At 71.9% G+C, this 25,876-nt stretch carries 22 protein-coding genes and 1 tRNA gene; 9 read left to right on the top strand and 14 right to left on the bottom strand.

All coding sequences use genetic code 11. The features are described 5' to 3' along the window. Nucleotides 1-4: 4 nt before the first annotated feature. Both ACIPTO_RS25150 and ACIPTO_RS25145 read left to right on the top strand, forming a co-directional pair. Nucleotides 5-895, top strand: a complete 891-nt coding sequence (locus ACIPTO_RS25150) for an ABC transporter ATP-binding protein (RefSeq protein ID WP_401195750.1) — start codon at nucleotides 5-7, stop codon at nucleotides 893-895. After that, complete coding sequence (locus ACIPTO_RS25145; protein ID WP_328832075.1) at nucleotides 892-1,608, top strand: ABC transporter ATP-binding protein; 717 nt, start codon at nucleotides 892-894, stop codon at nucleotides 1,606-1,608. Before ACIPTO_RS25150 ends, ACIPTO_RS25145 begins: the two co-directional genes overlap by 4 nt. Before the next feature lie 90 nt (nucleotides 1,609-1,698). Here the strand turns inward: ACIPTO_RS25145 and ACIPTO_RS25140 are convergent, their stop codons facing one another. Further along, the gene (locus ACIPTO_RS25140) at nucleotides 1,699-2,355 is read right to left on the bottom strand and encodes an ANTAR domain-containing response regulator (RefSeq protein WP_266767657.1); all 657 of its coding nucleotides are present in this window, start codon (nucleotides 2,353-2,355) and stop codon (nucleotides 1,699-1,701) included. Between the two features lie 95 nt (nucleotides 2,356-2,450). Here ACIPTO_RS25140 and ACIPTO_RS25135 point away from each other — a divergent pair. Beyond that, nucleotides 2,451-2,533: transfer RNA gene (locus tag ACIPTO_RS25135), tRNA-Leu, on the top strand. An 81-nt stretch (nucleotides 2,534-2,614) separates the two neighbouring features. After that, nucleotides 2,615-3,403, top strand: coding sequence for a helix-turn-helix domain-containing protein (locus ACIPTO_RS25130; protein WP_401195747.1), 789 nt, complete (start codon nucleotides 2,615-2,617; stop codon nucleotides 3,401-3,403). Between the two features lie 20 nt (nucleotides 3,404-3,423). Here the strand turns inward: ACIPTO_RS25130 and ACIPTO_RS25125 are convergent, their stop codons facing one another. Further along, complete coding sequence (locus ACIPTO_RS25125) at nucleotides 3,424-4,035, bottom strand: TetR/AcrR family transcriptional regulator (protein ID WP_401195745.1); 612 nt, start codon at nucleotides 4,033-4,035, stop codon at nucleotides 3,424-3,426. Nucleotides 4,036-4,178: 143 nt separating this feature from the next. Here ACIPTO_RS25125 and ACIPTO_RS25120 point away from each other — a divergent pair, with 143 nt between their 5' ends. Together ACIPTO_RS25120 and ACIPTO_RS25115 are read left to right on the top strand one after the other, a co-directional pair. Beyond that, nucleotides 4,179-4,913 carry an SDR family NAD(P)-dependent oxidoreductase gene (locus ACIPTO_RS25120; RefSeq protein ID WP_401195743.1) on the top strand — a complete coding sequence of 245 codons (735 nt, stop codon included), beginning with the start codon at nucleotides 4,179-4,181 and terminating at the stop codon, nucleotides 4,911-4,913. Between the two features lie 36 nt (nucleotides 4,914-4,949). Further along, entirely contained in the window at nucleotides 4,950-5,573 is a 624-nt protein-coding gene (locus ACIPTO_RS25115) for an NADPH-dependent F420 reductase (RefSeq protein WP_401195740.1), read from the top strand. 290 nt (nucleotides 5,574-5,863) lie between these two features. On the opposite strand, the gene pyk is transcribed toward ACIPTO_RS25115, so the two are convergent. Next, a complete protein-coding gene (gene pyk / locus ACIPTO_RS25110; protein WP_366319681.1) occupies nucleotides 5,864-7,300 on the bottom strand; it encodes a pyruvate kinase in 1,437 nt (478 codons plus the stop codon). 158 nt (nucleotides 7,301-7,458) lie between these two features. Further along, nucleotides 7,459-8,178, bottom strand: a complete 720-nt coding sequence (locus tag ACIPTO_RS25105) for an SIMPL domain-containing protein (protein WP_401195738.1) — start codon at nucleotides 8,176-8,178, stop codon at nucleotides 7,459-7,461. 127 nt (nucleotides 8,179-8,305) lie between these two features. On the opposite strand from ACIPTO_RS25105, the gene ACIPTO_RS25100 reads away from it, so the two are divergent. Next, nucleotides 8,306-10,108 (top strand): bifunctional metallophosphatase/5'-nucleotidase, encoded by a 1,803-nt coding sequence (locus tag ACIPTO_RS25100; protein ID WP_401195736.1) that lies wholly within the window; start codon nucleotides 8,306-8,308, stop codon nucleotides 10,106-10,108. A 48-nt stretch (nucleotides 10,109-10,156) separates the two neighbouring features. Here ACIPTO_RS25100 and ACIPTO_RS25095 read toward each other — a convergent pair whose 3' ends face one another. The 6 genes from ACIPTO_RS25095 to ACIPTO_RS25070 all read right to left on the bottom strand — a co-directional run bounded on the left by ACIPTO_RS25095 (nucleotide 10,157) and on the right by ACIPTO_RS25070 (nucleotide 17,740). Then, nucleotides 10,157-11,605, bottom strand: coding sequence for a lysine N(6)-hydroxylase/L-ornithine N(5)-oxygenase family protein (locus ACIPTO_RS25095; RefSeq protein ID WP_401195733.1), 1,449 nt, complete (start codon nucleotides 11,603-11,605; stop codon nucleotides 10,157-10,159). Further along, nucleotides 11,602-12,969, bottom strand: a complete 1,368-nt coding sequence (locus tag ACIPTO_RS25090; RefSeq protein WP_366319689.1) for an aminotransferase class V-fold PLP-dependent enzyme — start codon at nucleotides 12,967-12,969, stop codon at nucleotides 11,602-11,604. The genes ACIPTO_RS25095 and ACIPTO_RS25090 overlap by 4 nt, the downstream gene beginning before the upstream one ends. Before the next feature lie 203 nt (nucleotides 12,970-13,172). Beyond that, complete coding sequence (gene pepN, locus ACIPTO_RS25085) at nucleotides 13,173-15,677, bottom strand: aminopeptidase N (protein ID WP_401195730.1); 2,505 nt, start codon at nucleotides 15,675-15,677, stop codon at nucleotides 13,173-13,175. Between the two features lie 79 nt (nucleotides 15,678-15,756). Beyond that, on the bottom strand, nucleotides 15,757-16,320 hold the full coding sequence (locus ACIPTO_RS25080) for a response regulator (protein ID WP_366319693.1): 564 nt from the start codon (nucleotides 16,318-16,320) through the stop codon (nucleotides 15,757-15,759). Between the two features lie 150 nt (nucleotides 16,321-16,470). Further along, on the bottom strand, nucleotides 16,471-16,821 hold the full coding sequence (locus tag ACIPTO_RS25075; protein WP_366319695.1) for a chorismate mutase: 351 nt from the start codon (nucleotides 16,819-16,821) through the stop codon (nucleotides 16,471-16,473). Between the two features lie 43 nt (nucleotides 16,822-16,864). Continuing rightward, the gene (locus ACIPTO_RS25070; RefSeq protein WP_401196143.1) at nucleotides 16,865-17,740 is read right to left on the bottom strand and encodes a helix-turn-helix domain-containing protein; all 876 of its coding nucleotides are present in this window, start codon (nucleotides 17,738-17,740) and stop codon (nucleotides 16,865-16,867) included. A gap of 176 nt (nucleotides 17,741-17,916) precedes the next feature. On the opposite strand from ACIPTO_RS25070, the gene ACIPTO_RS25065 reads away from it, so the two are divergent. Further along, a complete protein-coding gene (locus ACIPTO_RS25065; RefSeq protein ID WP_401195727.1) occupies nucleotides 17,917-19,683 on the top strand; it encodes a beta-galactosidase family protein in 1,767 nt (588 codons plus the stop codon). A 4-nt stretch (nucleotides 19,684-19,687) separates the two neighbouring features. On the opposite strand, the gene ACIPTO_RS25060 is transcribed toward ACIPTO_RS25065, so the two are convergent. The 3 genes from ACIPTO_RS25060 to ACIPTO_RS25050 form a co-directional block, all read right to left on the bottom strand. Next, a complete protein-coding gene (locus tag ACIPTO_RS25060) occupies nucleotides 19,688-21,013 on the bottom strand; it encodes a VWA-like domain-containing protein (protein WP_401195725.1) in 1,326 nt (441 codons plus the stop codon). A 122-nt stretch (nucleotides 21,014-21,135) separates the two neighbouring features. Further along, nucleotides 21,136-22,398, bottom strand: coding sequence for an AAA family ATPase (locus ACIPTO_RS25055; RefSeq protein ID WP_401195723.1), 1,263 nt, complete (start codon nucleotides 22,396-22,398; stop codon nucleotides 21,136-21,138). 108 nt (nucleotides 22,399-22,506) lie between these two features. After that, entirely contained in the window at nucleotides 22,507-23,874 is a 1,368-nt protein-coding gene (locus ACIPTO_RS25050) for a hypothetical protein (protein WP_401195721.1), read from the bottom strand. A 170-nt stretch (nucleotides 23,875-24,044) separates the two neighbouring features. Here ACIPTO_RS25050 and ACIPTO_RS25045 point away from each other — a divergent pair, with 170 nt between their 5' ends. Next, on the top strand, nucleotides 24,045-24,926 hold the full coding sequence (locus ACIPTO_RS25045) for a hypothetical protein (RefSeq protein WP_366319705.1): 882 nt from the start codon (nucleotides 24,045-24,047) through the stop codon (nucleotides 24,924-24,926). A gap of 38 nt (nucleotides 24,927-24,964) precedes the next feature. On the opposite strand, the gene ACIPTO_RS25040 is transcribed toward ACIPTO_RS25045, so the two are convergent. After that, on the bottom strand, nucleotides 24,965-25,870 hold the full coding sequence (locus ACIPTO_RS25040; protein WP_401195719.1) for an SDR family oxidoreductase: 906 nt from the start codon (nucleotides 25,868-25,870) through the stop codon (nucleotides 24,965-24,967). Nucleotides 25,871-25,876: the final 6 nt, after the last annotated feature.

Raw genomic sequence — 25,876 nt, 5'->3', positions numbered from 1 at the left:
AGCCATGACGACACCTGTACTCGAAGCCCGTGACGTCACCATGCGCTTCGGCGGCCTCACCGCCGTCCGCTCCGTCGACTTCACGGTCAACTCCGGCGAGATCGTGGGCCTCATCGGCCCGAACGGCGCCGGCAAGACCACCTTCTTCAACTGCCTCACCGGCCTCTACGTCCCCACCGAGGGCACCGTCTCCTACAAGGGCACGGTCCTCCCGCCCAAGCCCCACCTGGTGACCAAGGCCGGCATCGCCCGCACCTTCCAGAACATCCGCCTGTTCGCCAACATGACGGTCCTGGAGAACGTGCTCGTCGGCCGCCACACCCGCACCAAGGAAGGCCTCTGGTCGGCCCTCCTGCGCGGCCCCGGCTTCAAGAAGGCCGAGAAGGCCAGCGAAGAACGCGCCATGGAACTCCTGGAGTTCATCGGCCTCGCCCACAAGCGCGACCACCTGGCCCGCAACCTCCCCTACGGCGAGCAGCGCAAGCTGGAGATCGCACGCGCCCTGGCATCCGAGCCCGGCCTCCTCCTCCTGGACGAGCCCACGGCCGGCATGAACCCCCAGGAGACACGCGCCACCGAAGAGCTGGTCTTCGCCATCCGGGACAAGGGCATCGCCGTCCTCGTCATCGAGCACGACATGCGCTTCATCTTCAACCTCTGCGACCGCGTCGCCGTCCTCGTCCAGGGCGAGAAACTCGTCGAGGGCACCTCCGACGTCGTCCAGGCCGACGAACGCGTCGTCGCCGCCTACCTCGGCGAACCCTTCGAAGGCACCCCCGACGAAGGCACCCCCGCCGAAGACGCCCCCGACACGACGGCACCGGCCACCGGAACCCCCGAAGCCGGGACCACGGAAGCGGAGAGCACCACCAGCACCAAGGGAGAAGCCCAGTGACCGCACTGCTAGAGGTCGAGGACCTCAGGGTCTCCTACGGCAAGATCGAAGCCGTCAAGGGCATCTCCTTCAGCGTCGAGGCCGGCCAGGTCGTCACCCTCATCGGCACCAACGGCGCTGGCAAGACCACGACCCTGCGCACCCTCTCGGGCCTGCTGCAGCCCTCGGGCGGCAAGATCACCTTCGACGGCAAGCCGCTCAACAGCGTCCCCGCCCACAAGATCGTCGCCCTCGGCCTGGCCCACTCCCCCGAGGGCCGGCACATCTTCCCCCGCCTCACCATCGCGGAGAACCTCCAGCTCGGCGCCTTCCTCCGCAAGGACAGGGAAGGCATCGAGAAGGACATCCAGCGCGCCTACGACCTCTTCCCGATCCTGGGAGAACGTCAGAAGCAGGCCGCGGGAACCCTCTCGGGCGGCGAACAGCAGATGCTCGCCATGGGCCGCGCCCTGATGTCCCAGCCGAAGCTCCTGATGCTGGACGAACCGTCCATGGGCCTCTCGCCGATCATGATGCAGAAGATCATGGCGACGATCGTCGAGCTCAAGGCATCGGGCACGACGATCCTCCTGGTCGAGCAGAACGCCCAGGCGGCGCTCTCGCTCGCCGACCAGGGCCACGTCATGGAGGTCGGCAACATCGTCCTCTCCGGCACCGGCGAGGACCTCCTGCACGACGAGTCGGTCCGCAAGGCGTACCTCGGCGAGGACTGAGTCACCGCCGTCGGCGCCCCTTCCCTACGACGAGGCCCGCGCTCCCGGAACCGGGGAGCGCGGGCCTCGTCGTAGGGACCGCTCGCGGGGTCAGCCCTTCGCGGACTTCTTCTCGTCGGCGTCCTGGATGACCGCCTCGGCGACCTGCTGCATCGACATCCGCCGGTCCATGGACGTCTTCTGGATCCACCGGAACGCGGCCGGCTCGGTCAGGCCGTACTCGGTCTGCAGGATCGACTTCGCCCGGTCGACCAGCTTGCGGGTCTCCAGCCGCAGCGTGAGGTCGGCGACCTCCTGCTCCAGCTGCTTCAGCTCCGTGAACCGTGAGACGGCCATCTCGATCGCCGGGACGACGTCACTCTTGCTGAACGGCTTCACGAGATACGCCATCGCACCGGCGTCCCGGGCCCGCTCGACGAGGTCGCGCTGCGAGAAGGCGGTGAGCATCAGCACGGGCGCGATGGACTCCGCGGCGATCTTCTCGGCGGCGGAGATGCCGTCCAGCTTGGGCATCTTCACGTCGAGGATCACCAGGTCGGGCTTGTGCTCACGGGCCAGCTCGACGGCCTGCTCACCGTCACCGGCCTCGCCGACGACGGTGTACCCCTCTTCTTCGAGCATCTCTTTGAGATCGAGCCGAATCAGGGCCTCGTCCTCGGCGATGACGACACGGGTCGTCAGCGGAGGCACGTGCGACTTGTCGTCGTCGGGCGCGTCCACGGGCTGGGGCGACTCGGGGGCGGTCACGGGGGCTCCTCGTTCAGGGCGTGGTGCTGCTCCCCAAGAGCCTACCTAGCTGCGACTCAGTACGGTCACCCGGTACACTCCTCTCGGGTTGGCCAGCCGGGTTGGCGGAATGGCAGACGCTGATGTCTCAAACACATCTGTCCGAAAGGACGTGCGGGTTCGACTCCCGCACCCGGCACCGCTGAAGCGGAGGTTCACGTTCGCGTGAACCTCCGCTTTTTGCTGCGTGCCGCGATGATCAGCCACACAGAGTGTGCACATGTTCGTTCACGGCACACAGGTACGACAACAGGCCCTGACGCTGCTGCGCGACGGCGCGAGGAACGCGGACGTGGCACGACAACTCGACGTCCCGCTCGGAACGGTCGGCTACTGGAAGCACCTGGACCGCGCGACGCGCGGCGAGTGCCCGGGCAAGCACGACCCCAAGTGCCCGCGCTGCGACGGCCGAGCCCTCGATCGCGCGGCATACGGCTACCTGCTCGGCCTCTATCTCGGCGACGGCCACATCAGCCAGCATTCGGCGCACCGCACACCCAGCCTGATGATCACGTGCGACGACTCCTGGCCCGGGCTCATGGACAGTTGCGAAAAGGCCATGCGCACCGTCTTCCCCGACAACTCGGTCTGCCGGGTCCGCAAGGCCGGCTGCCACAACGTGAAGGTCTACTCGAAGCACCTGCACTGCCTCTTCCCCCAGCACGGCCCGGGCAGGAAGCACCAGCGCCGCATCACTCTCGAACCCTGGCAGCAGGACATCGTCGACGCCCACCCCTGGGAGTTCGTCCGGGGCCTGATCCACTCCGACGGCTGCCGCATCACCAACTGGACGACGCGCACGGTCGCCGGTGAGCTCAAGCGCTACGAGTACCCCCGGTACTTCTTCACCAATGTCTCCGACGACATCCGCCGGCTCTGCACCGACACCCTCGACAAGCTCGGCATCGAGTGGACTCACTGCACCCGCAACGGCACCCCGTACAACATCTCCATCGCCCGCAAACCCTCAGTCGCCCTCATGGACATCCACGTGGGCCCCAAACACTGAGCGGTCCCGGCGCGGCCACGTCACCTGGGCGTTTCCTCGCGCTGTCGGGCGTCGCCTGCCGCGGCGGGGAGCGCGCTGTCGATGAGGGCGGCGGCGATGGCGGCGGCGACGGGGAACGCGTCGGCGTTGAGGACGCGGGTGCGGGCCGCCGCGCCGTCGAGGAGCAACGCGAGCTGCTCGCCGAGTTGTTCGGGGTCGGCGGCGCCGGCTTCGCGGGCGGTGTCGGCGAGCCGTACGGCGACGGCCTTCTTGTAGTCGCGCGCGTACCGGGACGCGGGGTGCTCGGGGTCGTGGAGTTCCACGGCGGCAGCGATGTAGGGGCACAGCGGGGCGCCGGGCTCGACGTCGAAGGCGGCGAGGAGCCGTTCGCGGGGCGTGAGGTCGGGGCGGTCGAACACGCTTGACAGCACGGAGGGGTCGAACCGGCGCAGGTACTCGGCGACGAGTTCGTCCTTGCCGCCGAAGTGCTGGTAGGCCGTGCGCTTGGACACCTCGGCGGCGGCGCAGAGCTGGTCCATGCCGGTGCGGTTGATGCCCTGTTCGCGGAAGAGCCGCTGGGAGGCGCCGAGGATGCGCTCGCGGGCACCCCGGCCGCGGCGCGTGCCCGTGGGGCCCTTCTCCAACTCCGTCATGGGGCCATCGTACCGGCATCGGGTAACGACCGGTGTACATAGTTGCGCGCCCGCCGTCCGCCTCGTACGGTACGTACACAGGACGGTGTACATAAAGCCGTCACCGCAGGTGCGTACGGCACCATCACCCCGAGGGGACGACCATGGGAAAGCTCGACGGCAAGGTCGCGGTCATCACCGGCGGCACCACCGGCCTGGCGCTGGCCGGCGCGAAGCTGTTCGTCGACGAGGGCGCGTACGTCTTCATCACCGGCCGCCGCCAGGACGCCCTGGACGAGGCCGTACAGCGGATCGGCCGCAACGTCACCGGTGTGCGGGGCGACGCCGCCGACCTGGACGACCTGGACCGTCTGTTCGACACCGTCAAGCGGGAGAAGGGAAGCCTCGACGTGCTGTGGGCCAGCGCCGGCGGGGGCGAGCCGGCCCCGCTCGGCGAGATCACCGAGGCCCAGTTCGACACCTGGTTCGGGCTCAACGCCCGAGGCACCCTGTTCACCGTCCAGAAGGCACTCCCGCTCCTCAACGACGGCGGCTCGATCCTGATGACCGGGTCGAGCGCCTCCCTCAGCGCCTTTCCCGGCTGGAGCGTCTACGCCGGCAGCAAGGCCGTCCAGCAGGCCTGGGCCCGCGTCTGGCTCAACGAGCTCAAGGACCGCCGTATCCGCGTCAACGTCCTGACCCCCGGTCAGGTCGCCACCGCCAAGCAGGAGGAGCTCTTCGACGAGGCGACCAAGCGACAGTTCGAGTCCCTCATCCCCCGCGGCCGGATGGGCAGCCCCGACGAGATCGCCAGCGTCGCCCTCTTCCTCGCGTCCGACGACTCCAGCTACGTCAACGGCATGGAACTCGTCGCCGACGGCGGCACCACGGCCGTCTGAACCGGACCGCACACCACCACCAGGACGGGACATCTCATGAGCGGCATCAGCATCATCGGCACCGGCAACATGGCCCGCACCATCGGCGCGCGGGCGGTGGCGGGCGGCAACACCGTCGAGGTCATGGGCCGCGACCGGTCCAGGGCCGCCGCCCTGGCCGAGGCGCTCGGCGGCGGCGCCACGGCCGGGGAATGGGGCGCCGCCCCGGCCGGGGACATCGTCGTCGTGGCCCTGTTGCACGACGGTGTCGTGCCCGTCGTCGCCCAGTTCGGGGACGCTCTGGCGGGCAAGGTCATCGTCGACATCAGCAACCCCTTCAACTCCGCGTTCGACGGGCTGGCCCACCGCGAGCAGACCTCAATAGCCCAGGAGGTCGCCAAGGTGGCCCCGGCCGGTGCCGACGTGGTGAAGGCGTTCAACACCGTCTTCCGTCATGTCCTGGAGAGGGGGCGGCCCGACATCTTCATCGCCGGGGACAGCGCGCGGGCCAAGGCGCGTGTGGGGGCGTTCGTGAAGAGCCTCGGGCTGCGCCCGCTGGACGTCGGCGGCCTGGGAATGGCGCACTGGCTGGAGGGAGCGGGCGTGGTCACGGTGGGCCTCGCCAACCACGGGGTGGGCAACCTGGACTTCGCCCTCGGTATCACCGAACTGCCCGCCTGAGCGAACGGATTGGGCGATTCCCCGAAACGCGACGCACTACGCACTACGCAGCACTACGCAGGGTTTATCGGCCGATCCTGCGTTGTTCGACGCCGGTCCGGCTCACAAGGCGCGGGAATTCGTCCGCGCCGGCGATTTCCGTTTCGCCACGGCTCCCCTCGGCCATTCTCTCTATTCGCCGAGCCCGGCCGGGAGAAAAAGAGGCAACTCCTCGCCCGGGTCCAGTTGTCGGGCGGGGAGCGGCCGGTGACAACTTCTTGCCGCCTGGGGCTAATGGGGGCTGCTTGGCGCTACTTCGGGCTGTCGTCCTCGCCGACGTGGTGGACGCGGACGAGGTTCGTGGAGCCGGCGACTCCGGGCGGGGAGCCCGCGGTGATGACGACGATGTCGCCCTTCTGGCAGCGGCCGTGCTTGAGGAGGAGTTCGTCGACCTGGTCGACCATCGCGTCGGTGGAGTCGACGTGCGGGCCGAGGATGGTCTCCACGCCCCAGGTGAGGTTGAGCTGGGAGCGGGTGGCCGGGTCGGGGGTGAAGGCCATGACCGGGATGGGCGAGCGGTAGCGGGACAGGCGGCGGACGGTGTCGCCGGACTGGGTGAAGGCCACCAGGAACTTCGCGCCGAGGAAGTCGCCCATCTCGGCGGCGGCGCGGGCCACGGCGCCGCCCTGGGTACGGGGCTTGTTGCGTTCGGTCAGCGGCGGGAGGCCCTTGGCGAGGATGTCCTCCTCGGCGGCCTCGATGATGCGTGCCATGGTGGTGACGGTGGCGATCGGGTACTTGCCGACGCTGGTCTCGCCGGAGAGCATCACCGCGTCCGTGCCGTCGATGACGGCGTTCGCCACGTCGCTCGCCTCCGCGCGCGTGGGGCGGGAGTTCTCGATCATCGAGTCGAGCATCTGGGTGGCGACGATGACCGGCTTGGCGTTGCGCTTGGCCAGTTTGACGGCGCGCTTCTGGACGATCGGGACCTGTTCGAGGGGCATTTCGACGCCGAGGTCGCCGCGGGCGACCATGATGCCGTCGAAGGCGGCGACGATGTCGTCGATGGCCTCGACCGCCTGGGGTTTCTCGACCTTGGCGATGACGGGGAGGCGGTGGCCTTCCTCGTCCATGATGCGGTGGACGTCGTCGATGTCCTTGCCGTTGCGGACGAAGGAGAGGGCGATGACGTCGAAGCCGGTGCGCAGGGCCCAGCGGAGGTCGGCCTCGTCCTTGTCGGAGAGGGCCGGGACGGACACGGCGACTCCGGGGAGGTTCAGGCCCTTGTGGTCGGAGACCATGCCGCCTTCGACGACCCGGGTGTGGACGCGGGGGCCGTCGACGGAGGTGACTTCGAGGCAGACCTTGCCGTCGTCGACGAGGACGCGCTCGCCCGGGGTGACGTCCGCGGCGAGGCCGGCGTAGGTGGTTCCGCAGGACTGGCGGTCGCCTTCGGCGCCTTCTTCGACGGTGATGGTGAAGGTGTCCCCGCGTTCAAGGAGTACGGGTCCTTCGGTGAAGCGGCCGAGTCGGATCTTCGGGCCTTGAAGGTCGGCGAGCAGTCCGACGCTGCGGCCGGTCTCCTCGGAGGCCTTTCGTACGCGCTGGTAGCGCTCCTCGTGCTCGGCGTGGCTGCCGTGGCTGAGGTTGAAGCGGGCTACGTCCATTCCGGCCTCGACCAGGGCTTTGATCTGGTCGTACGAGTCGGTGGCGGGGCCCAATGTACAGACGATTTTTACTCGGCGCATGCTTCGAGCCTAGACCTTACCGACAGGTAGGGAATTGGCCGCGCGTGACTACTCAACAACCTTTGAGTGAAGGGTTATTGCCAAGGCTTGAATGTGCGGTGGGGTGCTCCAATGAGCGTTCGCGTCACCGAATTGCGGATACCTGTGAGAGGCGCATGTCAAAGGCGCGGGGGTGCCATCGTGAAGCGTGCGTTGACCTGGGCGTAGACGTGCTGCCGCTGGGGTTCGAGGTCGAGGGGTGCGGCGGCGGTTTCCTCGCCCGCGCCGCCGGCGAAGGACATGGAGCGCATACGGGCCTGGGGGGCGCCGTAGGGCTGGGCGTTCTCGGCGCCGATGTCGGCGAGTTCGGCGAGGGCGGCGAGGGTGGTGCCGAGGGCTTCGGCGTATTCGCGGGCGCGCTGGACGGCTTCGCGGACGGCCTGCTGGCGGGCCTGGCGGTGGACGGGCGAGTCGGGGCGCAGGGCCCACCAGGGGCCGTCGACGCGGGTGAGGTCGAGGTCGGCGAGGCGGGTGGTGAGTTCGCCGAGGGCGGTGAAGTCGACGAGTTCGGCGGTGATGCTGACGCGGCCGTGGTAGCGGTGGACGCGTTCGCCGCGGCCGTGTCTGGTGAGTTCGGGGGTGATGGAGAAGCCGCCGGTCTCCAGGTGTTCGACTGCTTCGCCGTAGCTCTTGACCAGGTCGAGGACGGTGGCGTTGCGGCGGGTGAGGTCGTCGAGGGCGGTGCGGCGGTCGGTGCCGCGGGCGGCGACGGTGATGCCGATGCGGGCGATCTCGGGGTCGACCTCGAGGCGCGCCTCGCCGCGGACGGCGATGCGGGGTGCGTCGGGGGTGCCGTAGGGGACGGGGGGTTGGGGGTCGTCCTGGGTGGGGGTGGTCATACGTCCCACTCTGTCAGGTGGGGCGCCTGGTGGTCATCAGATCGAAACCTGGGGGACCTGTCGCGTGCGGTAAGAAGCGAGTAAGAATCTACGCGCGTTGTTGACCGTTCCCCGAGGAGATCCAGAGATGCCCTTGAACCGCCGGAAGTTCCTGAAGAAGTCCGCCGTGACGGGTGCGGGGGTCGCGCTGGCCGGTGCCGCGGCGGCTCCGGCGCAGGCCGGGGAGCGGAAGAAGCCGGGGCGGCCCGCCAAGCGGTACGCGCTGACGGTCATGGGCACGACGGATCTGCACGGGCATGTCTTCAACTGGGACTACTTCAAGGACGCGGAGTACGCGGACGCGGCGGGCAACGCCATGGGGCTGGCGCGGGTGTCGACCCTCGTGAACAGGATCCGCCAGGAGAAGGGGCGGCGGAACACGCTGCTGCTGGACGCGGGCGACACGATCCAGGGCACCCCGCTGACGTACTACTTCGCGAAGGTGGACCCGATCACCGCGAAGCACGGTCCGGTGCACCCGATGGCGCAGGCGATGAACGCGATCGGGTACGACGCGGCGGCGCTGGGCAACCACGAGTTCAACTACGGCATCGAGACCCTGCGGAAGTTCGAGGACCAGTGCCGCTTCCCGCTGCTCGGCGCGAACGCGCTGGACGCGAAGACGCAGAAGCCGGCGTTCCCGCCGTACTTCATCAAGAAGTTCCCGGTGCCGGGGGCGCCGCCGGTGAAGGTGGCGGTGCTCGGGCTGACGAACCCGGGTATCGCGATCTGGGACAAGGCGTACGTGCAGGGGAAGTTGACGTTCCCGGGGCTTGAGGAGCAGGCGGCGAAGTGGGTGCCGAAGCTGCGGTCGATGGGCGCGGACGTCGTCATCGTGTCGGCGCACTCCGGGTCGTCGGGGACGTCGTCGTACGGTGACCAGCTGCCGTACGTGGAGAACTCGGCGGCGCTCGTCGCGCAGCAGGTGCCGGGGATCGACGCGATCCTCGTGGGGCACGCGCACGTGGAGATCCCGGAGTTGAAGGTCACGAACAAGACGACGGGCAGGACGGTCGTGCTGTCCGAGCCGCTGTGCTACGCCGAGCGGTTGAGCGTGTTCGACTTCAACCTGGTGTTCGAGAAGGGGTGTTGGACCGTCGAGTCGGTGGCGGCCTCGCTGCGGGACGCGCGGACGGTCGCGGACGACCCGAAGATCACGCGGCTGCTGAAGGACGAGCACGCGCTGGTCGTGGAGTACGTCAACCAGGTGGTCGGCACGGCGACGGCGACGCTGACGACGGTCGAGGCGCGGTACAAGGACGCCCCGATCATCGACCTCATCACCAAGGTCCAGGAGGACGTGGTGAAGGCCGCGTTGGCGGGCACGGCGTACGCGTCGCTGCCGGTGGTCGCACAGGCGTCGCCGTTCTCCCGGACCTCGGAGATCCCGGCCGGCGAGGTGACGATCCGGGATCTGTCGGGTCTGTACGTGTACGACAACACGCTGGTCGCCAAGGTGCTGACGGGTGCTCAGATGCGGGCGTACCTGGAGTACTCGGCGGAGTACTTCGTCCGGACCGCCGCCGACGCGGCCGTCGACACGGAGAAGCTGACGAACGCGGGCGGCCGTCCGGACTACAACTACGACTACGTGTCCGGGTTCTCGTACGACATCGACATCGCGCAGGCGGCGGGTTCGCGGATCAGGAACCTGACGTACGGGGGTGCGGCGCTGGACGACGCGCAGCAGTTCGTGCTGGCGGTGAACAACTACCGGGCGAACGGCGGCGGTGCGTTCCCGCATGTGGCCGCCGCGACCGAGGTGTGGTCGGAGTCGACGGAGATCCGGACCCGGATCGCGGAGTGGGTGACGGCGAAGGGTGTGCTGGACCCGGCCGACTTCGCGTCCGTGGACTGGAAGTTGACGCGGGACGGCACGCCGGTGTTCTAGCGCGCGGGATTCCTCCGGTACCGAGGGGTCCGGCGCCCGACGGGGCCCTCACCTGCCGTCGACGAGCGGGGTGAGGGTCCTGGCCTGCCGGGCCGGGGGGATCTGCGGCTGCGGGTCGAGCCCGAAGGTGGTGAACGCCGTCCGGCCCGGCAGGGAGTAAGGCTCCTTCCCGGTGAGGGAGTTGAGGATGGTCGCGCTGCGCCAGGCGGCCAGGCCGAGGTCGGGGGCGCCGACGCCGTGGGTGTGGACCTCGGCGTTCTGGACGTAGACCTGGCAGCCGGAGCCGGTGACGCAGGGGTCCAGGACGAGCCTGAACTTGGCGTCGATGCGCGGGCGTTGGGCGCTGTCGCGGCGCAGGTAGGGGTCGAGTCCGGCGAGGATGCGGCCCATCGGGCGCTCGCGGTAGCCGGTGGCGAGGACGACGGCGTCCGTGGTGAGCCGGGAGCGGGTGTCCTGCTGGAGGTGTTCCAGGTGGAGCTCGACCTTGGTGGTGCCGATCCGGCCCGCGGTGCGGACCCGGACGCCGGGGGTGAGGACGGCGTCGGGCCAACCGCCGTGTGTCGTACGGCGGTAGAGCTCGTCGTGGATGGCGGCGATGGTGTCGGCGTCGATGCCCTTGTGGAGCTGCCACTGCGAGGAGACGAGGCGGTCGCGGACCGGTTCGGCGAGCGCGTGGAAGTAGCGGGTGTAGTCGGGGGTGAAGTGCTCCAGGCCGAGCTTGGAGTACTCCATGGGCGCGAACGCCTCGCTGCGGCCGAGCCAGTGGAGTTTCTCGTGTCCCGCGGGGCGGTGGCGGAGCAGGTCGAGGAAGACCTCGGCGCCGGTCTGGCCCGAGCCGACGACGGTGATGTGCTCGGCGGCGAGCAGTGTGTCGCGGTGGGCGAGGTAGTCGGCGGCGTGGATGACGGGCACGCCGGGGGCCTCGACGAGCGGCTTGAGCGGGTCGGGGACGTAGGGGGCGGTGCCGACGCCGAGGACGATGTTCTTCGTGTACGTCCGCCCGAGGGCCTCGGCCTCGCCGTCGCTGTCGAGCTGGGTGAAGTCGACCTCGAACAGTTCGCGTTCGGGGTTCCAGCGGACGGCGTCGACCTGGTGGCCGAAGTGGAGTCCGGGGAGGCTGTCGGCGACCCAGCGGCAGTAGGCGTCGAACTCGGCCCGCTGGATGTGGAAGCGCTCGGCGAAGTAGAAGGGGAAGAGCCGGTCGCGGTCCTTGAGGTAGTTGAGGAAGGACCAGGGGCTGGCGGGGTCGGCGAGGGTCACCAGGTCGGCCAGGAAGGGGACTTGGACGGCGGCGCCGTCGATGAGCAGGCCGGGGTGCCAGTCGAAGCCGGGGCGCTGTTCGTAGAAGACGGTGTCGAGTTCGGTGAGCGGGTGGGCGAGCGCGGCCAGCGAGAGGTTGAAGGGGCCGATGCCGATGCCGACCAGGTCGCGGGGTGGATCGGGTTCGTGGCGTGGGGGGTTGGGGGTCTGGGGGTGACCCGTCGGGGGGTGGCTCATCGGGGGGTGTTTCCTTCCACCAGTTTCAGGAGGGCGGCCAGGTCGTCGGGCCGGGCGTGGGGGTTGAGGAGGGTGGCCTTGAGCCAGAGCCGTCCGTCGAGCGCGGCCCGGCCGAGGACGGCCCGTCCGTCGGTGAGGAGTTGGCGTCGTACGGCGGCCACGGTGTCGTCGTCGGCTCCGGCGGGCCGGAACAGGACGGTGCTGATGGCGGGCGGGGCGTACAGCTCGAAACCGGGGTGGTCGCGGACGAGGGCGGCGAACTCCCGTGCGCGGGAGCAGACTTGGTCGACGAGGGTGCCGAGTCCGGTGCGGCCGAGGGTTTTCAGGGTGACGGCGATCTTGAGGACGTCGGGTCTGCGGGTGGTGCGCAGCGAGCGGCCGAGGAGGTCGGGCAGGCCCGCTTCGGTGTCGTCGTCGGCGTTGAGGTAGTCGGCGCGCTGGGTGAGGGCGGCGAGGTCGCGGGGGCGGCGGACGGCGAGGAGTCCCGCGGCGACGGGCTGCCAGCCGAGTTTGTGCAGGTCGAGGGTGACGGTGTGGGCGCGGTCGAGACCGGCGAGGCGGTCGCGGTGGCGGTCGCTGAAGGCGAGGCCGCCGCCGTAGGCCGCGTCGATGTGGAGGCGGGCGCCGTGGGCCGCGCACAGGCCGGCGATCTCGGGCAGCGGGTCGATGAGTCCGGCGTCGGTGGTGCCGGCGGTGGCGGCGACCAGGACGGAGCCGCGGGCGCCGGGCAGGGCGGTGAGGGCCCGGTCGAGGGCTGCGGGGTCGAGGGTGCCGGCGGGGGCGGGGACGACGACGGGGTCGGGCAGGCCGAGCAGCCAGGCGGCGCGGGGCAGCGAGTGGTGGGCGTTGCTTCCGCAGACCAGCTGGGCGCTGCCGCCCTGGGCTTCGCGGGCGAGCAGCAGGGCGAGCTGGTTGGCCTCGGTGCCGCCGGTGGTGACGAGGGCGTCGGCGAGGCCGATCGCGTGGGCGAGGGTGCGGGTGACGAGGGCTTCGAGCGCGCTGGCGGCGGGGGCCTGGTCCCAGGAGTCGAGCGAGGGGTTGAGGGCGCTGACGGCGAGGTCGGCGGCGGTGCTGACGGCGAGCGGCGGGCAGTGCAGGTGGGCCGCGCAGAGCGGGTCGGCGGGGTCGGCGGCGCCTTCCGCCAGCGCGTGCACGAGGGTGCGCAGGGCGTCCGGGTCGCCCTGGTCGGGAAGCACGTCCCCCACGGCGTCCCGCATGCGGGCGGCGACCGCGTCGGGGCCGCCCGCGGGGAAGGGGCCGCCGCGGGCCCGGCGGCCGGTGTCGAGGGCGTCGAGGACGGTGTGGAGCAACGGCCGCAGGGCGTCCGGTCCTTCGGGACCTGAGGCGAGGGGTGCGCTGCTCATGCTGTCCTCCGGGGCGCGTGGCATGCGGGGTTCCAGCTTGGACCCGGATGAGTCGACGCGCCCGGGGAGAACAACGATCGGAACCCGAAAGGGTGTTGTTCGGTGCCGGGTGAAGGGTGTCGTTCAGTGGCGGGGGCCGGTGCGGGCGCTGCCCGGGGGTGTGCCCCGGGCAGCGCCCGCACGGCCCCGAAGAGGCCTCGTCCTCACTCGCCGGAGGGGCTGGAGTGTGCTTCCCGCACGCGCAACGCCCGCCCGAGGTCGTCGAGTTGGTCGACGAGCTTGCGGCGGAGGGACGGGGTGAGGTCGGCGTCCCTGAGGCATTCCTCGCCGAGGCGGAGGGTTTCGGGGTCGACGGCGTGGGCGGGGAAGGCCCAGCGGCCCGCGGCGTCGGCGATGGCGGGGCCGCGGCGGGCGGCGAGGGCCACCGCGTCGGGGTAGAAGCGGGGCACGTACGCGCGGACCAGATCGGCCTGTTCGGGCTGCCAGAAGCCCTGGGCGGTGGCGGTGAACAGGTAGTTGGAGAGGTCGTCGGTGGTGAACATGGCCTCCCAGGCCGCGCGCTTGGCCTCGGGGTCGGGCAGGGCGGCGCGGCAGCGGGCGGCGCCTTCCTGGCCGGTGGCGGACGGGTCGCGCTCCAGCTCGGCGGCGATCGCGGGCTCGTCGGTGGCGCCGAGGACGGCGAGCCGGGCGAGGACGCGCCAGCGGAGTTCCGGGTCCAGCTCGGGGCCGCCGGGGACGGTGCCTTCGCCGAGCCAGGCGGCGATGGTGTCGGGGTGGGCGGCGACGTCGATGAAGTGGCGTACGGCGATGAGGCGCAGGCCGGCGTGGGAGCCGTCCTCGGTGCGGCGGATGAGGTCGCGGCACAGGGCGGTGAGGGTGGCGAGGGCGACCGGGCGGGCCTCGGGGGTGAGGTAGCGGTCGGTGACCTGCGCGGAGGCGAAGGCCAGGACGCCCTGGACGAGGGCGAGGTCCGTCTCGTGCGGGAGGTGGGCGCGGGCGGCGTCCAGGTAGGCGGAGGAGGGGAGTTCGCCGTCCCGGACGGCGTCGCGCAGGGCGTTCCAGACGACGGCCCGGGTGAGGGGGTCGGGGAGTCCGGAGAGGCCGGTGCGGACGGCGTCGAACGAGTCGGGGTCGAATCGGACCTTGGCGTAGGTGAGGTCGCCGTCGTTGAGGAGCAGCAGTGCCGGGCGCTTGCCGAGGGGTTGGGGCTCGCTCTGGGGCACGTCGAGGTCGAGGCGCTCGCGCAGGGTGAGGCGGCCGGTGTCGCCGGGGTCCTGGTCGTAGAGGCCGACGGCGATGCGGTGCGGGCGGCTGCCCGCGCGGTCGACGGTCAGGGTGTACGTGCTGTCGTCGGCGCGGGTGACGGCCGGGGAGAGCGTGTCGACCCCCGTGGTGCGCAGCCACGCGTCCGCCCACGCGTGGACGTCCCGTTCCGTGCCGGAGGCGAGGGAGTCGATGAAGTCGGCGAGGGTGGCGTTGCCGAACTTGTGGCGGGCGAAGTGGGTGTTGATGCCGGCCAGGAAGTCCTTCTCGCCGAGCCAGGCCACCAGCTGCCGCAGCGCGGAGGCGCCCTTGGCGTAGGAGATGCCGTCGAAGTTGAGGAGGGCGGAGGCGGTGTCGTCGACGTTCTCCGGGGCGACGGGGTGGGTGGAGGGGCGCTGGTCGGCGTCGTAGCCCCAGGCCTTGCGGACGACGCCGAAGTCGGTCCAGGTGTCGGTGAAGCGGGTTGCCTCGGTGAGGGTCTGGTAGCCCATGTACTCGGCGAAGGACTCGTTCAGCCAGATGTCGTCCCACCACTGGAGGGTGACGAGGTCGCCGAACCACATGTGGGCCATCTCGTGGGCGATGACCATGCCGCGGGTCTGGCGCTCGGTGTCGGTGACGGCGGAGCGGTAGATGAACTCGTCGCGGAAGGTGACGAGGCCGGGGTTCTCCATGGCCCCCGCGTTGAACTCGGGGACGAAGGCCTGGTCGTAGGAGTCGAAGGGGTAGGGCTCCTCGAACTTCTCGTGGTAGCGGTCGTAGCACTGGCGGGTGAGGTCGAGGATCTCCTCGGCGTCCGCGTCGAGGTGGGGGGCCAGGGAGCGGCGGCAGTGGATGCCGAAGGGCAGGCCGCGGTGTTCGGTGCGGACGGAGTGCCAGGGGCCGGCGGCGACGGCGACCAGGTAGGTGGAGATGAGCGGGGTGGTGGCGGCCTGCCAGCGGCCTTCGCCGAGGTGTTCGGTGATGCCGTTGGCGAGGACGGTCCAGCCTTCGGGGGCCGTGACGGTCAGGTCGAAGACGGACTTGAGGTCGGGCTGGTCGAAGGCGGCGAAGACGCGCTGGACGTCGTCCATGAAGAGCTGGGTGTAGAGGTAGGTCTCGCCGTCGGTGGGATCGGTGAAGCGGTGCATGCCCTCACCGGTGCGGGAGTAGCGCATGCTCGCGTCGACGCGCAGTTCGTGCTCGCCGGCGGTGAGGCCGGGCAGCGGGAGCCGGTTCTCGACGAGGTGCTCGGGGTCGAGGGGGCGGCCGTCGAGGGTGACGGAGCGCAGCTCGGCGGGCTTGAGTTCGACGAAGGTGTCCGCGTCGGCACGAGCGGTGAACGCGATGACGGTACGGGAGTCGAAGGTGTCTTCGCCGGTCGTCAGATCGAGTTCGATCGTGTAGCGGTGGACGTCGAGGAGCCTGGCACGGGTCTGCGCTTCGTCGCGCGTCAGTACGGACATGCAGGACATGCTGCCTGATGGCACAGACATGGCACAGGGGTGGCTGTGGACAGGACACCCGGGCGGCCCGGTATGTGGGTTATGTCCGGTCCCGGGCGGGAGTGGCGGTGGGGGCGGGGGCGGGGTGGGCGCCCGCGGGGTTCTGGGCGTCGCGCTGGCAGGGCACGCGCGCGTCCGGGTGGGGCAGGGCGGGGCCGGGGGCGGGCGGGTCCTTGAGGAGGGCGCGGAGTTCGCGGACCTCCTGTTCGAGGGCCTGGTGGCGCTGGTGGGCGTCGTAGAGGTAGCGGACCTTGGTGCGCAGGGTCCAGGGGTCGACGGGCTTCATGACGAGGTCGGCGACGCCGAGGGAGAAGGCGGCGGCGGTCAGTTCGGGGTCGGTGCCGAAGCCGGTGAGCAGGAGGACGGGGATGTGCTGGGTCTGTTCCAGGCGGCGCAGGTAGCGGACGACGTCCAGACCGCCGACGTCGGGCATGCGCACGTCGAGCAGGAGGAGGCCGACCCGGCCGCGGAGCACCTGCTTGAGCGCCTCGTCGCCGCTGGTGGCGCGGGCGAGCGGGTGGCCCAGCGGGGCCAGGGCGCTCTCCAGGGCGTACAGGGTGTCCTCATGGTCGTCGACGATGAGGATCTTGGCATCCGACGGCATGGCCCGACGTCCCTCCCGCTGGGAGAACCAGCTTACGACGCAGGCACTGACAGGGCGTGCCCGTCAGTTGACATGGAGTGCACGGGAGCGCACAGCGCAGCATGGCCCCGAACTCGCCCCGCTGTCACGTCCATTACAGGACCCGTGAGGTCAGTTCGCCGTGGGTGAACCGCCGTTCACGGCGTCCTCCGCGATGCGCTCGTGGTGCCTGATCACCTCGGCGATGATGAAGTTCAGGAACTTCTCGGCGAACGCCGGGTCCAGCTTGGCATTTTCGGCCAGGGTGCGCAGCCGCTCGATCTGGCGGGCCTCGCGGGCCGGGTCGGCGGGCGGCAGCCGGTGGGTGGCCTTGAGGAAACCGACCTGCTGGGTGGCCTTGAAGCGTTCGGCGAGCATGTGGACGACGGCGGCGTCGATGTTGTCGATGCTGTCGCGCAGCCGGGTGAGCTCCTCGCGCACGGCGGGGTCGACGTCACCGGTTCCGTTGGTGCTGGTGGTCATGGGCGACCACCCTACGTGGCCCGTGACCACCCGATCATCGGGATTACGTGGCGTGCGGCCACTCGATGATCGGCGGATCGGCCGGATCGGGCACCTGGTCGCTCCAGCCGCCGGGGACGGCACGGCCCTGCTGGGCACGGAAGCGGACCGGGGGCACGCCCACGCGGCGGGTGAACAGGCGGCTGAAATAGGCGGGATCGTCGTAGCCGACGCGGCGGGCGACGGCGGCCACGGGCAGTTCGGTGGCGGCCAGCAGCTCCTTGGCGCGGCCCAGACGGATGCCGAGGACGTAGTCCTTGGGACTGCATCCGGCGCCCTGGCGGACGGCGGCGCGCAGGGCGGCCGGGGTCATGCCGTGCCGGGCCGCGTGGTCGGCGACGGTCAGCGGCAGACACGCGTCGCGGGCGAGGGCCTGGAGGACGGGGTCGCCGTCGGGGGCGAGGTCGGCGCGGGCGCGGCGCAGGGCGACCAGGAGTTCGTGGACGGCGGCCCCGGTCTCCACCTCCAGGAGGGGGTTGCCGCGCCGTGCGGCGCGCGCCATGCGCCCGATGACCGCGCGGGGCCCGGCCGCGTCCGAGAGGGGCACCACGGGCCGCTCGGGCTCGATGTAGCCGAGTTCGGTGTACGTGGCCGTCGCGGGCCCGGTGAAGTCGACGAACCCCTCGTCCCAGCCGCCGCCGGGGTCGGGCGCGTAGTGGTGCGGCACCCCGGGGGTGAGCCACAGCAGCGCGGGCGCGGTGACGGTCGTGCGGCGGCCGTCGGGGCCGCGGTACCAGCCGCCGCCCGCGCTGATCACCACGGCCACGTGGTGGTCGAGGGTGCGGGGGCCGACGGTGGGCAGGGCGCCGTACTGGAGGCCCACGCCGAGGCAGGCGAGGCCGAGGCGGTGGTGGGCGGGCGTGGGCGTGAAGAACCGCATCCAGGTGTGGTACGTCCCCGCCTCCTCGCCCACGGTCCGCGCCCCCGCTCGCGCCCCCTCTCCCCCTGTCCCGGCTCCCTCGGCCACGTCCCGCGTCCTCTCGCCCTCCGCTCGGTCCAAGTAGTGGTGATCTTTGTCCATGGACGTGATCGCCGCCAAGGGGCGAGAGTCGGGGCATGGGCGAGTTCACGGTGGGCGACAGGGACTTTCTGCTGGACGGGCGGCCGGTGCGGCTGCTCTCCGGGGCACTGCACTACTTCAGGGTGCACGAGGCGAGCTGGGGGCACCGGCTGGCGATGCTGCGGGCGATGGGCCTCAACTGCGTGGAGACGTACGTCCCGTGGAACCTGCACGAGCCGGCACCGGGCGACGTCCGGGACGTCCGGGCGCTCGGCCGGTTCCTCGACGCGGCGCGGGAGGCGGGCCTGTGGGCGATCGTGCGCCCGGGGCCGTACATCTGCGCGGAGTGGGAGAACGGCGGGCTGCCGCACTGGCTGACCGGCGAACTGGGTCCCCGCGCGCGTACCCGTGACGCACGCTTCCTGGGCCATCTGGAGCGCTGGTTCCGGCAGTTGCTGCCCGAGATCGCGTCCCGGCAGCTCGACCGCGGCGGCCCGGTGATCATGGTGCAGATCGAGAACGAGTACGGCAGCTACGGCTCCGACGCGGTGTACCTGCGGCGCGTGGAGGAGCTGCTGCGGGACCAGGGGATCACGGTCCCGCTGTTCACCTCGGACGGCCCCGAGGACTTCATGCTGAGCGGCGGCTCGGTCCCCGGTGTGCTGGCGACGGTCAACTTCGGGTCCCACGCGCGCGTGGCCTTCGAGACGCTGCGCGGGCACCAGCCCGAAGGGCCGCTGATGTGCATGGAGTTCTGGTGCGGCTGGTTCGACCACTGGGGCGGCGAACACGTCGTGCGGGACGCGGGGGACGCGGCGGACGCGCTGCGCGAGATCTTGGAGTGCGGCGCCTCGGTCAACCTGTACATGGCGCACGGCGGCACCAGCTTCGCCGGCTGGGCGGGCGCCAACCGGGGCGGCGGCGCCCTGCACGAGGGCCCCCTGGAGCCCGACGTGACGTCGTACGACTACGACGCGCCGATCGACGAGTACGGGCGCCCCACGGACAAGTTCTGGCGCTTCCGCGAGGTCCTCGCCGCCTACGCCGACGGCCCGCTGCCCGAACTCCCGCCCGCACCGGCCGTGCTGGGCCACCCGGCCGAGGTGCGGCTGTCCGGATGGGCACCCCTGGACGACGTGCTGGAGGCGCTCGGCGGGCCGGAGACGACGGGTCCCGTGCCGCCGACCTTCGAGGAACTGGACGTGGACCGCGGGATCGTCCGGTACGAAGTGACCGTCCCGGGACCGCGCGCACCCCATCCCCTCACCGCGCGCGGGCTGCGGGACCTCGCGGTGGTGTACGTCGACGGGAAGCGGGCCGGGGTCCTCTCGGAGGGCGACGAACAGCTCAAGGAGCCCGTCGCCGGGCACGCGCGCGTGCGGCTGTGGGTGGAGTCCCTGGGGAGGGTCAACTACGGGCCGCGGCTCGGCGAGCCGAAGGGCATCACCGGGGGGCTGCTGCACGAGCGTCAGTTCCTGCACGGCGTACGCGCGCGTGGGCTGCGGCTGGACGCGCTGGACGCCCTGGACGACGTCGGGGCGGTCGCCCTGCGGGAGCTGCCGCCGGACGACTCCCCCGGGCTGTACCAGGGCACCGTCGAGGTGCACGGCACGGGGGACGCCCTGCTCGAACTGCCGGGCTGGACGCGGGGGTTCGTGTGGGTCAACGGGTTCAACCTGGGGCGGTACTGGTCGGCGGGCCCGCAGCGGGAGCTGTACGTCCCCGGTGCGGTGCTGCGGGAGGGCGTGAACGAGGTGTGGGTGCTGGAGCTCCAGGAGGCGCCGGTCGCCTCGGAGTTCGCCCTCACGCTGCGGAGCCCGTGACGGGTCATCGGGCGAGGGGCGCGGACCCGATCTCGACCACCCGTGCCCAGTCGGGCGGGGTGTCCGGTACGTAGTCGGGGTCGTTCTCGGCGTATTCCCCGGTCTCGTGGCGGCGTGGGAAGAGGCCCACCACCGTCCGGCAGGGCGGCCGGGTCCGCGGCCAGTCGGTCTGGCCGTCGGTGAGGACGACGACGGCGTCGGGGCGGGGCCGGGTGCGCAGCGCCGTGGCGAAACCGGTGCGCAGGTCCGTCCCGCCGCCGCCCAGCAGCGGGATGTCCTCGGCTCCGCACAGCGAGTGCGCGATCTCCGCCGCCGCGTCGCAGGGCACCACGGTGACGAGGTCGCGGCGGCCCCCCACCGCCCGTGCGATCGCGGCGACTTCGAGGAGCGCGCTGCCCAGTTCGGCGTCGCTGACCGACCCCGAGGTGTCGATGACCACGCACACCCGGGGCGGTCTGCGGCGCAGGCTCGGCAGTACGACGCCGGGCAGCGACACCGAGCGGCGTGACGGTCTGCCGTAGACATAGTCCTCGCCGGCGCCGGGCGCGGAGACCGCCGAGCGGATCGCCGCGCCGAGCAACTGCCGCCAGGGCTGCGGCGGATGGAACGCCTCCTCCGCCCATCGCCGCCACCCGCTCGGCGCGCTGCCGGGGCGGCCGGTGATGCCCTGCGCGACCCGGAAGCGGACGGCGTCGCGCTGCTGCTCGGTGAGTCCGTCGGCGCCGTCCGGGCCCAGGTCCCAGTCCCGGTCGAGTCCGTCGGCGCCGCTGCCGCAGTCCAGCCACGCCAACTCCTGGGTGCGCGGGCCGAGTCGGAACCAGCGCAGGTAGTCCTCCATCAGGTTCCCCGCGGGCAGGCCCAGCGTCTCCGGCCGGATCGCGCCCGCCGGGGTGACCAGGCCGTCGCCGTACACGTCGTCGTTGATCTCGAAGTCGGCGGCGATGTTCATCCGCAGCCGCTCCCCCGGGCCGATCAGCCCGCGCTCACGGGCGACACGGTCGCTGCGCCCGTGATGGTCCCGGAGCAGATGCGACACCTCGTGGACCCACACCCCGGCCAGGTCCTCGACCGTCGTCCGGTCCACGAAACCCGGCGACACATAGCAGCGCCAGTGCCGGTCCACGGCCATCGTCGGCACCTGCCGCGACTCGACCGTGTGCAGCGCGAACAGGGCGGTGGCGAGGTAGGGGCGGACCCGGGCGGCGAGGAGGCGGGCGGCGAAGAGCTTGTCGCGGTCGAGGGCGGGCGGCGGGGGCGGGGCGGCTCGGGTGTTCCGAGTGTTCGGGTTGTTCGGGTTGTTCGCGGTGTTCGCGGTGTTCGCGGTGTTCACAGTGGCCGCGCTGCCTGACGGGTTCACAGCGGCCCGCGTGGCCGCGGAGTTCACAGCACCCCCGATCCCCGCAGAGTTCACAGCGCCCCCGCTCCCCGCCCCGTTCACACCCCCCGGCATCCTCATCGGCCTCCCTTCCCGGTGGCCGACGCCGTCGCCGCGCGTGCTTCCGCCCGGTCCGCCCGCTGGGACAGGGAGACCACTCCGGCCAGCCGCTCGATGGACTCGGGGACGTCCCAGTCCTCCCGGCGGAGCGACGCGAGGGTGGTCGCCGGGACGACGACCAGATCCGGGGCGCCGGTCTCCAGCGCCCGGACCAGGAGCGCCCAGGCCGCGTCCCAGCGGGCCCGGTCGGGGCGGTTGCGGACGGCGGCCACCACCCCGTCGAGCACGGCCTGCCGCAGATCCCCGCGTTCGGGCAGCTCACCGGCCGTCGGATCGGCGAGGAAGAGCTCCGGGTCGGGCAGGTCCATGCGGTCGACGCAGGCCAGCAGCTCCAGCCCCGGACCGTCCCCCACCGTGCCCCTGACCAGCAGCGACAGCACCTCGCGGGAGGACCCGGCCGCCGTGGCGAACGCGATCAGGCTGATCGCCGCCTCCCAGCTGCGGGGCGAGGGCCAGGCACCGCCGCGCCGCGTCTCGTTGCCGGGCAGCCGATGGACGAGCCCGGGCCGGCCGGTGAGCAGCCCGCACACCGCGCGGCGGGCGAAGTCCACGGCTTCGGGCAGCTTCTCCGGGTCGAGCCGCGGCAGGGTCGCGCGCGGCCAGGTGCCACCGAGTCCGCGGACGACGACCTCGTGGTCGTGGGTCCACAGCAGGTGCACGAACCGGTTGGCCAGCGGCGGGCTCAGCTCCCACCCGTCGGCCGCCGAGGACCGCGGGTTGGCGGCGGCCACGATCCGGACGCCCGGCGGCAGCCGCAGCGCGCCGATCCGCCGTTCCAGCACCAGCCGCAGCAACGCGGCCTGCACGGCGGGCGGCGCGGTGGACAGCTCGTCCAGGAACAGCAGCCCCCGGCCCGCCCGCACGAGCCGTACGGCCCAGTCCGGCGGGGCCATCGGGACGCCCTGCTCGGCGGGGTCGTCGCCGATGACGGGCAGCCCGGAGAAGTCGGACGGCTCGTGCACGCTGGCGATCACCGTCGTCAGCGGCAGGTCCAGCGATTCGGCGAGCTGTGTCAGCGCGGCCGTCTTGCCGATCCCCGGCTCGCCCCACAGCAGCACGGGCAGGTCGGCGGCCACGGACAGGGTGAGGGCCTCCAGCTGGATGTCGGGGCGCGGTTCGGTGGTGGTGTCGCGCAGCAGGGTCAACAGGTCCCCGGCGACGTCGAGTTGGGTGGGCGGAAGGGCGGGGTTGAGGGCGGCGTACAACGTGCGTGTGGGCATGGCGAATCACCTTTGGGGTTCGAGGCGGGACAGGGGTGAGGGCGACCTCAGGGGTCGGCTGCGGCGCCCGGCGCGGTCAGCGGGCATCAGGGGGCGGTCAGCGCGCGGTCAGCGGGTGACGGTGTGGCGCGGGCGTGCGGTGGGGCGGAGCCGGGGATGCGGAGGTCCCGGGGCGAAGTGGCCGGTGCGCGGGCCAGGGTCGGCCAGGCCGGACCTGAACAGCCCGTAGGCGAGCCGTCGTTCGGCCGCCGCCCGCAGTTCGTCCCGCAGCGCGCCACCGCGCAGCACGGCCTCGGGTCCGAGCAGCCCTTCCACGACGGCCAGCGCTCCTGCGGTGTCGCCGTGGACGAGCCGTTCGCTGACGCCGGTGAGGCAGTCGGGGCGGCGATGGGCGTCGTCGATGGCCTGGAGGCAGGGCAACGGCGTGCCGGTCAGGGCGACCAGCAGTTCCTCGCGTCTGATCTCGACCGGATCGTGGTCGAGGGGCGCGAGGACACCGTCCACGAGAGCGATCCGGTGCACGGCGCCCCGGCAGGCGACCAGGTGCGGCTGCCCCGTCCGGTCCTGGTCCGGAGCGTGATCCTCCGGTGGCGGACGGTCGGGTACGAGGGCGGCGGCGACCAGCGGATGCAGCCGGCCGGCGTCGATCCCGCCGGTGCGCAGCAGCTCCAGGTCGGGCAGGACCCAGGTCGCCGCGTCGGGCAGGACGGGGAGCGCGGCGACGCTGCCGTCCGTCGGCGCGGGGGCGATCCGCAGGGTGTCCCCGGCCGGATCCGGGGTCAGCGCGAGCCGGTGCCGGGAACCGAGCCGTACGACGACGGGACCGGTCGCGCGTCCCTCGGCGCGGAGCAGGATCGCCGCCTCGGCGGCCCACCGGTCGACGGCGCAGCCGAGCCCCTCCGGTATCTCCAACCGGGCGGGGACCGGCGGCTGTTGGGCCCCGGACCGGTCCCGCAGTTCACCGCTCCTTCCGGCGTCCCACAGATGCCGGTGCAGGTCGAGGCGGAACGCGCGGCTGGGCCGGGGGTGGGGATGCCGGCGGGCGTCGGGGTCGCGGCGGGTGCCGTCCCAGAGGGCGAGGCTGATCCGCTGGCCGCCGTCCGCCCAGGCCGGCGGGGTCCGGACCACGAGGTGCGGTAGGCCGGTGGCGTCGTCGCCGTAGCGGGCCAGGGTGAGGGTCAGTCCCGGGCGGAGCAGGCCGTCCGGGGCGATCCTCGGGAGGTGCCAGCGGAGCAGGTCGGGGGCGAGGCCGCGGAGGTCGGCGCGGACCCGGGCGGCCAGGTCCCGGCCGTGGGCGCGGGCTACGGACCGTAGGTCGAGATCGACGTCGACGCGGGCGGCGGCGCAGGCGCCCGCCCAGTCACCGGCGGTGCGCCGGGCCGTGGCCGTCTCGATCATGGAGGGCGGCACGGCGAACTCGCGCACGCGCGGCCAGAAGGAACGCGGGGAATCCTCGTTCGCGGGGTGAAGGTGCATCAGCACTCACCTTGCGCGGACGGGACCCCCGATCTGTGAACGGAGTGAGTGGTCATCGCGGGGAGCATAACCGCCCCGTCGGCGATCTGCCAGGGAGATACGGGGGCGTGCTTCGGCGGGCACCGGCATAGAGTGGACGGGGGTTCAGGGCGTCTCTGGGGGTTACGGACGTGGCGGACGACGGACCGGTCGAGCACGGCTACCCGCACCTCGCGACGGTGCGGGACGCCATCACCGCGCTCTACAAGCGGCTGTCCTACGACACCGTCCAGACGTTCGCGACCAGCGTGGCGCCCGTCGACGTGGCGTTCGGCGACACGGACGACCTGCATCTGGGGGCGCAGCGGGTGGCCCGCGAGATGGTCCGGCACTACCGGCTCCCCGATGCCCGGCCGATCATCAGCTTCCGTGAGATGACCCATGCGGCGAATGTCGAACTCACCGCGGGACCCGAGTACTTCATCGAGTTGAACGACCGGTTCCGCACGCATCGGCGGGACATCGGCGCGGCTCTGGCGCACGAGGTCATGCACGTCTATCTGCACCGGCTCGACCTGTCCTTCCCCGGCACCCGCGAGAACGAGATCCTCACGGACACGGCGGCGACGTATCTGGGCGCGGGGTGGCTGCTGCTGGACGCGTACCGGGAGGACTCGGCGTCCTCGCAGAAGCTCGGGTATCTCACGCCGGAGGAGTTCGGGTACGTCCTGGCCAAGCGGGCCCTGGTCTTCGGCGAGGACCCGTCCGTGTGGTTCACCAGCCCGCAGGCCTACACGGCGTACGTCAAGGGCATGGCGCGGGCCCGACGCGACGAGCAGCAGCCTCCGCTGACCGCGGCGGGGTGGGCCGGGCGACGCCGGTACGCCCAGGACCGGCGGCAGGGATCGGGGGCGCGGCAGGGGGTGCCGTACGCCTTCAGCGGGGACGGGGCCGGCAGTCTGCGGGTGTCCTTCCCGTGCCCCACGTGTCATCAGCGGATCAGGGTGCCGGTGCGGGGGCGGGTACGGGCGAGGTGCTCCCTGTGCCGGACGGTGCTGGAGTGCGACACGTAGGCAGGCGCGCCCCACGGGGGGACGTGAACCGTCTCCGCCTACGCCCCGTACACCGCTCCCGGAGTCTCCGCCTCGGCCAGAAGCTTCACCACCGCCTCCCCCGCTTCCCCGGCGTCCCACCGCGCTCCCTTGTCCACGGTGGGCCCCGCCCGCCATCCCTCCATCACGGTGATCCGTCCGCCCTCGACCTCGAACACCCGCCCGGTGACCCCCGTCCCCTCCCCCGATCCCAGCCACACGACCAGCGGCGAGACGTTCCCGGCCGCCATCGCGTCGAATCCGGAGCCGGGTGCGGCCATGGTCTGCGCGAAGGTGTGTTCCGTCATACGGGTCCGGGCCGCGGGGGCGATGGCGTTGACCTGGACGCCGTAGCGGGCGAGTTCGGCCGCCGCGACCAGGGTCAGGCCGATGATCCCGGCTTTGGCGGCGCTGTAGTTGCCCTGGCCGACCGAGCCCAACAGCCCTGCTCCGCTGCTGGTGTTGATGATGCGGGCGACCGGCGTGCGGCCCGCCTTGGCCTCCGCCCGCCAGTGTGCGGCGGCGTGTTTCAGGGGCAGGAAGTGGCCCTTCAGATGGACCCGCGTGACCGCGTCCCAGTCGTCCTCGTCGAGGTTGACGAGCATCCGGTCGCGCAGGTAGCCGGCGTTGTTCACCAGCGTGTCGAGCCGGCCGTAGGTGTCCAGCGCGGTCGCGATCAGGGACGCGGCACCGGCGGTGGTGGCGATGTCGCCGCCGTGGGCGACCGCCTCGCCGCCCGCCGCGCGGATCTCGGCGACGACCCGGGCGGCCGGGCTGTCGGGGCCGGGGGTGCCGTCGAGGCCGACGCCGAGGTCGTTGACGACGATCCGGGCGCCCTCGGCCGCGAAGGCGAGGGCGTGCGCCCGGCCGAGTCCGCGGCCCGCGCCGGTGACGACGACGACCCGCCCGTCACAGATTCCGCTCATCTCGAT

Origin of the sequence: Streptomyces sp. NPDC090083 (assembly GCF_044747445.1) — a bacterium.
In the GTDB taxonomy this organism is placed as follows: Bacteria; Actinomycetota; Actinomycetes; order Streptomycetales; family Streptomycetaceae; genus Streptomyces.
Note: the sequence above shows the minus strand (reverse complement) of the source record. Positions and strands in the feature narration are given on the sequence as shown.

What these genes read in the sequence shown, in the direction of transcription:
- ACIPTO_RS25125 (WP_401195745.1), bottom strand. Translation starts at nt 4,035, where the DNA reads ATGACGGAGTTGGAGAAGGGCCCCACGGGCACGCGCCGCGGCCGGGGT.
- ACIPTO_RS25150 (WP_401195750.1), top strand. Translation starts at nt 5, where the DNA reads ATGACGACACCTGTACTCGAAGCCCGTGACGTCACCATGCGCTTCGGC.
- pepN (WP_401195730.1), bottom strand. Translation starts at nt 15,677, where the DNA reads ATGTCCGTACTGACGCGCGACGAAGCGCAGACCCGTGCCAGGCTCCTC.
- ACIPTO_RS25055 (WP_401195723.1), bottom strand. Translation starts at nt 22,398, where the DNA reads ATGCCCACACGCACGTTGTACGCCGCCCTCAACCCCGCCCTTCCGCCC.
- ACIPTO_RS25080 (WP_366319693.1), bottom strand. Translation starts at nt 16,320, where the DNA reads ATGCCGTCGGATGCCAAGATCCTCATCGTCGACGACCATGAGGACACC.
- ACIPTO_RS25120 (WP_401195743.1), top strand. Translation starts at nt 4,179, where the DNA reads ATGGGAAAGCTCGACGGCAAGGTCGCGGTCATCACCGGCGGCACCACC.
- ACIPTO_RS25130 (WP_401195747.1), top strand. Translation starts at nt 2,615, where the DNA reads ATGTTCGTTCACGGCACACAGGTACGACAACAGGCCCTGACGCTGCTG.
- ACIPTO_RS25090 (WP_366319689.1), bottom strand. Translation starts at nt 12,969, where the DNA reads ATGAGCAGCGCACCCCTCGCCTCAGGTCCCGAAGGACCGGACGCCCTG.
- pyk (WP_366319681.1), bottom strand. Translation starts at nt 7,300, where the DNA reads ATGCGCCGAGTAAAAATCGTCTGTACATTGGGCCCCGCCACCGACTCG.
- ACIPTO_RS25040 (WP_401195719.1), bottom strand. Translation starts at nt 25,870, where the DNA reads ATGAGCGGAATCTGTGACGGGCGGGTCGTCGTCGTCACCGGCGCGGGC.
- ACIPTO_RS25105 (WP_401195738.1), bottom strand. Translation starts at nt 8,178, where the DNA reads ATGACCACCCCCACCCAGGACGACCCCCAACCCCCCGTCCCCTACGGC.
- ACIPTO_RS25070 (WP_401196143.1), bottom strand. Translation starts at nt 17,740, where the DNA reads ATGCGGTTCTTCACGCCCACGCCCGCCCACCACCGCCTCGGCCTCGCC.
- ACIPTO_RS25050 (WP_401195721.1), bottom strand. Translation starts at nt 23,874, where the DNA reads ATGCACCTTCACCCCGCGAACGAGGATTCCCCGCGTTCCTTCTGGCCG.
- ACIPTO_RS25095 (WP_401195733.1), bottom strand. Translation starts at nt 11,605, where the DNA reads ATGAGCCACCCCCCGACGGGTCACCCCCAGACCCCCAACCCCCCACGC.
- ACIPTO_RS25115 (WP_401195740.1), top strand. Translation starts at nt 4,950, where the DNA reads ATGAGCGGCATCAGCATCATCGGCACCGGCAACATGGCCCGCACCATC.
- ACIPTO_RS25075 (WP_366319695.1), bottom strand. Translation starts at nt 16,821, where the DNA reads ATGACCACCAGCACCAACGGAACCGGTGACGTCGACCCCGCCGTGCGC.
- ACIPTO_RS25065 (WP_401195727.1), top strand. Translation starts at nt 17,917, where the DNA reads ATGGGCGAGTTCACGGTGGGCGACAGGGACTTTCTGCTGGACGGGCGG.
- ACIPTO_RS25100 (WP_401195736.1), top strand. Translation starts at nt 8,306, where the DNA reads ATGCCCTTGAACCGCCGGAAGTTCCTGAAGAAGTCCGCCGTGACGGGT.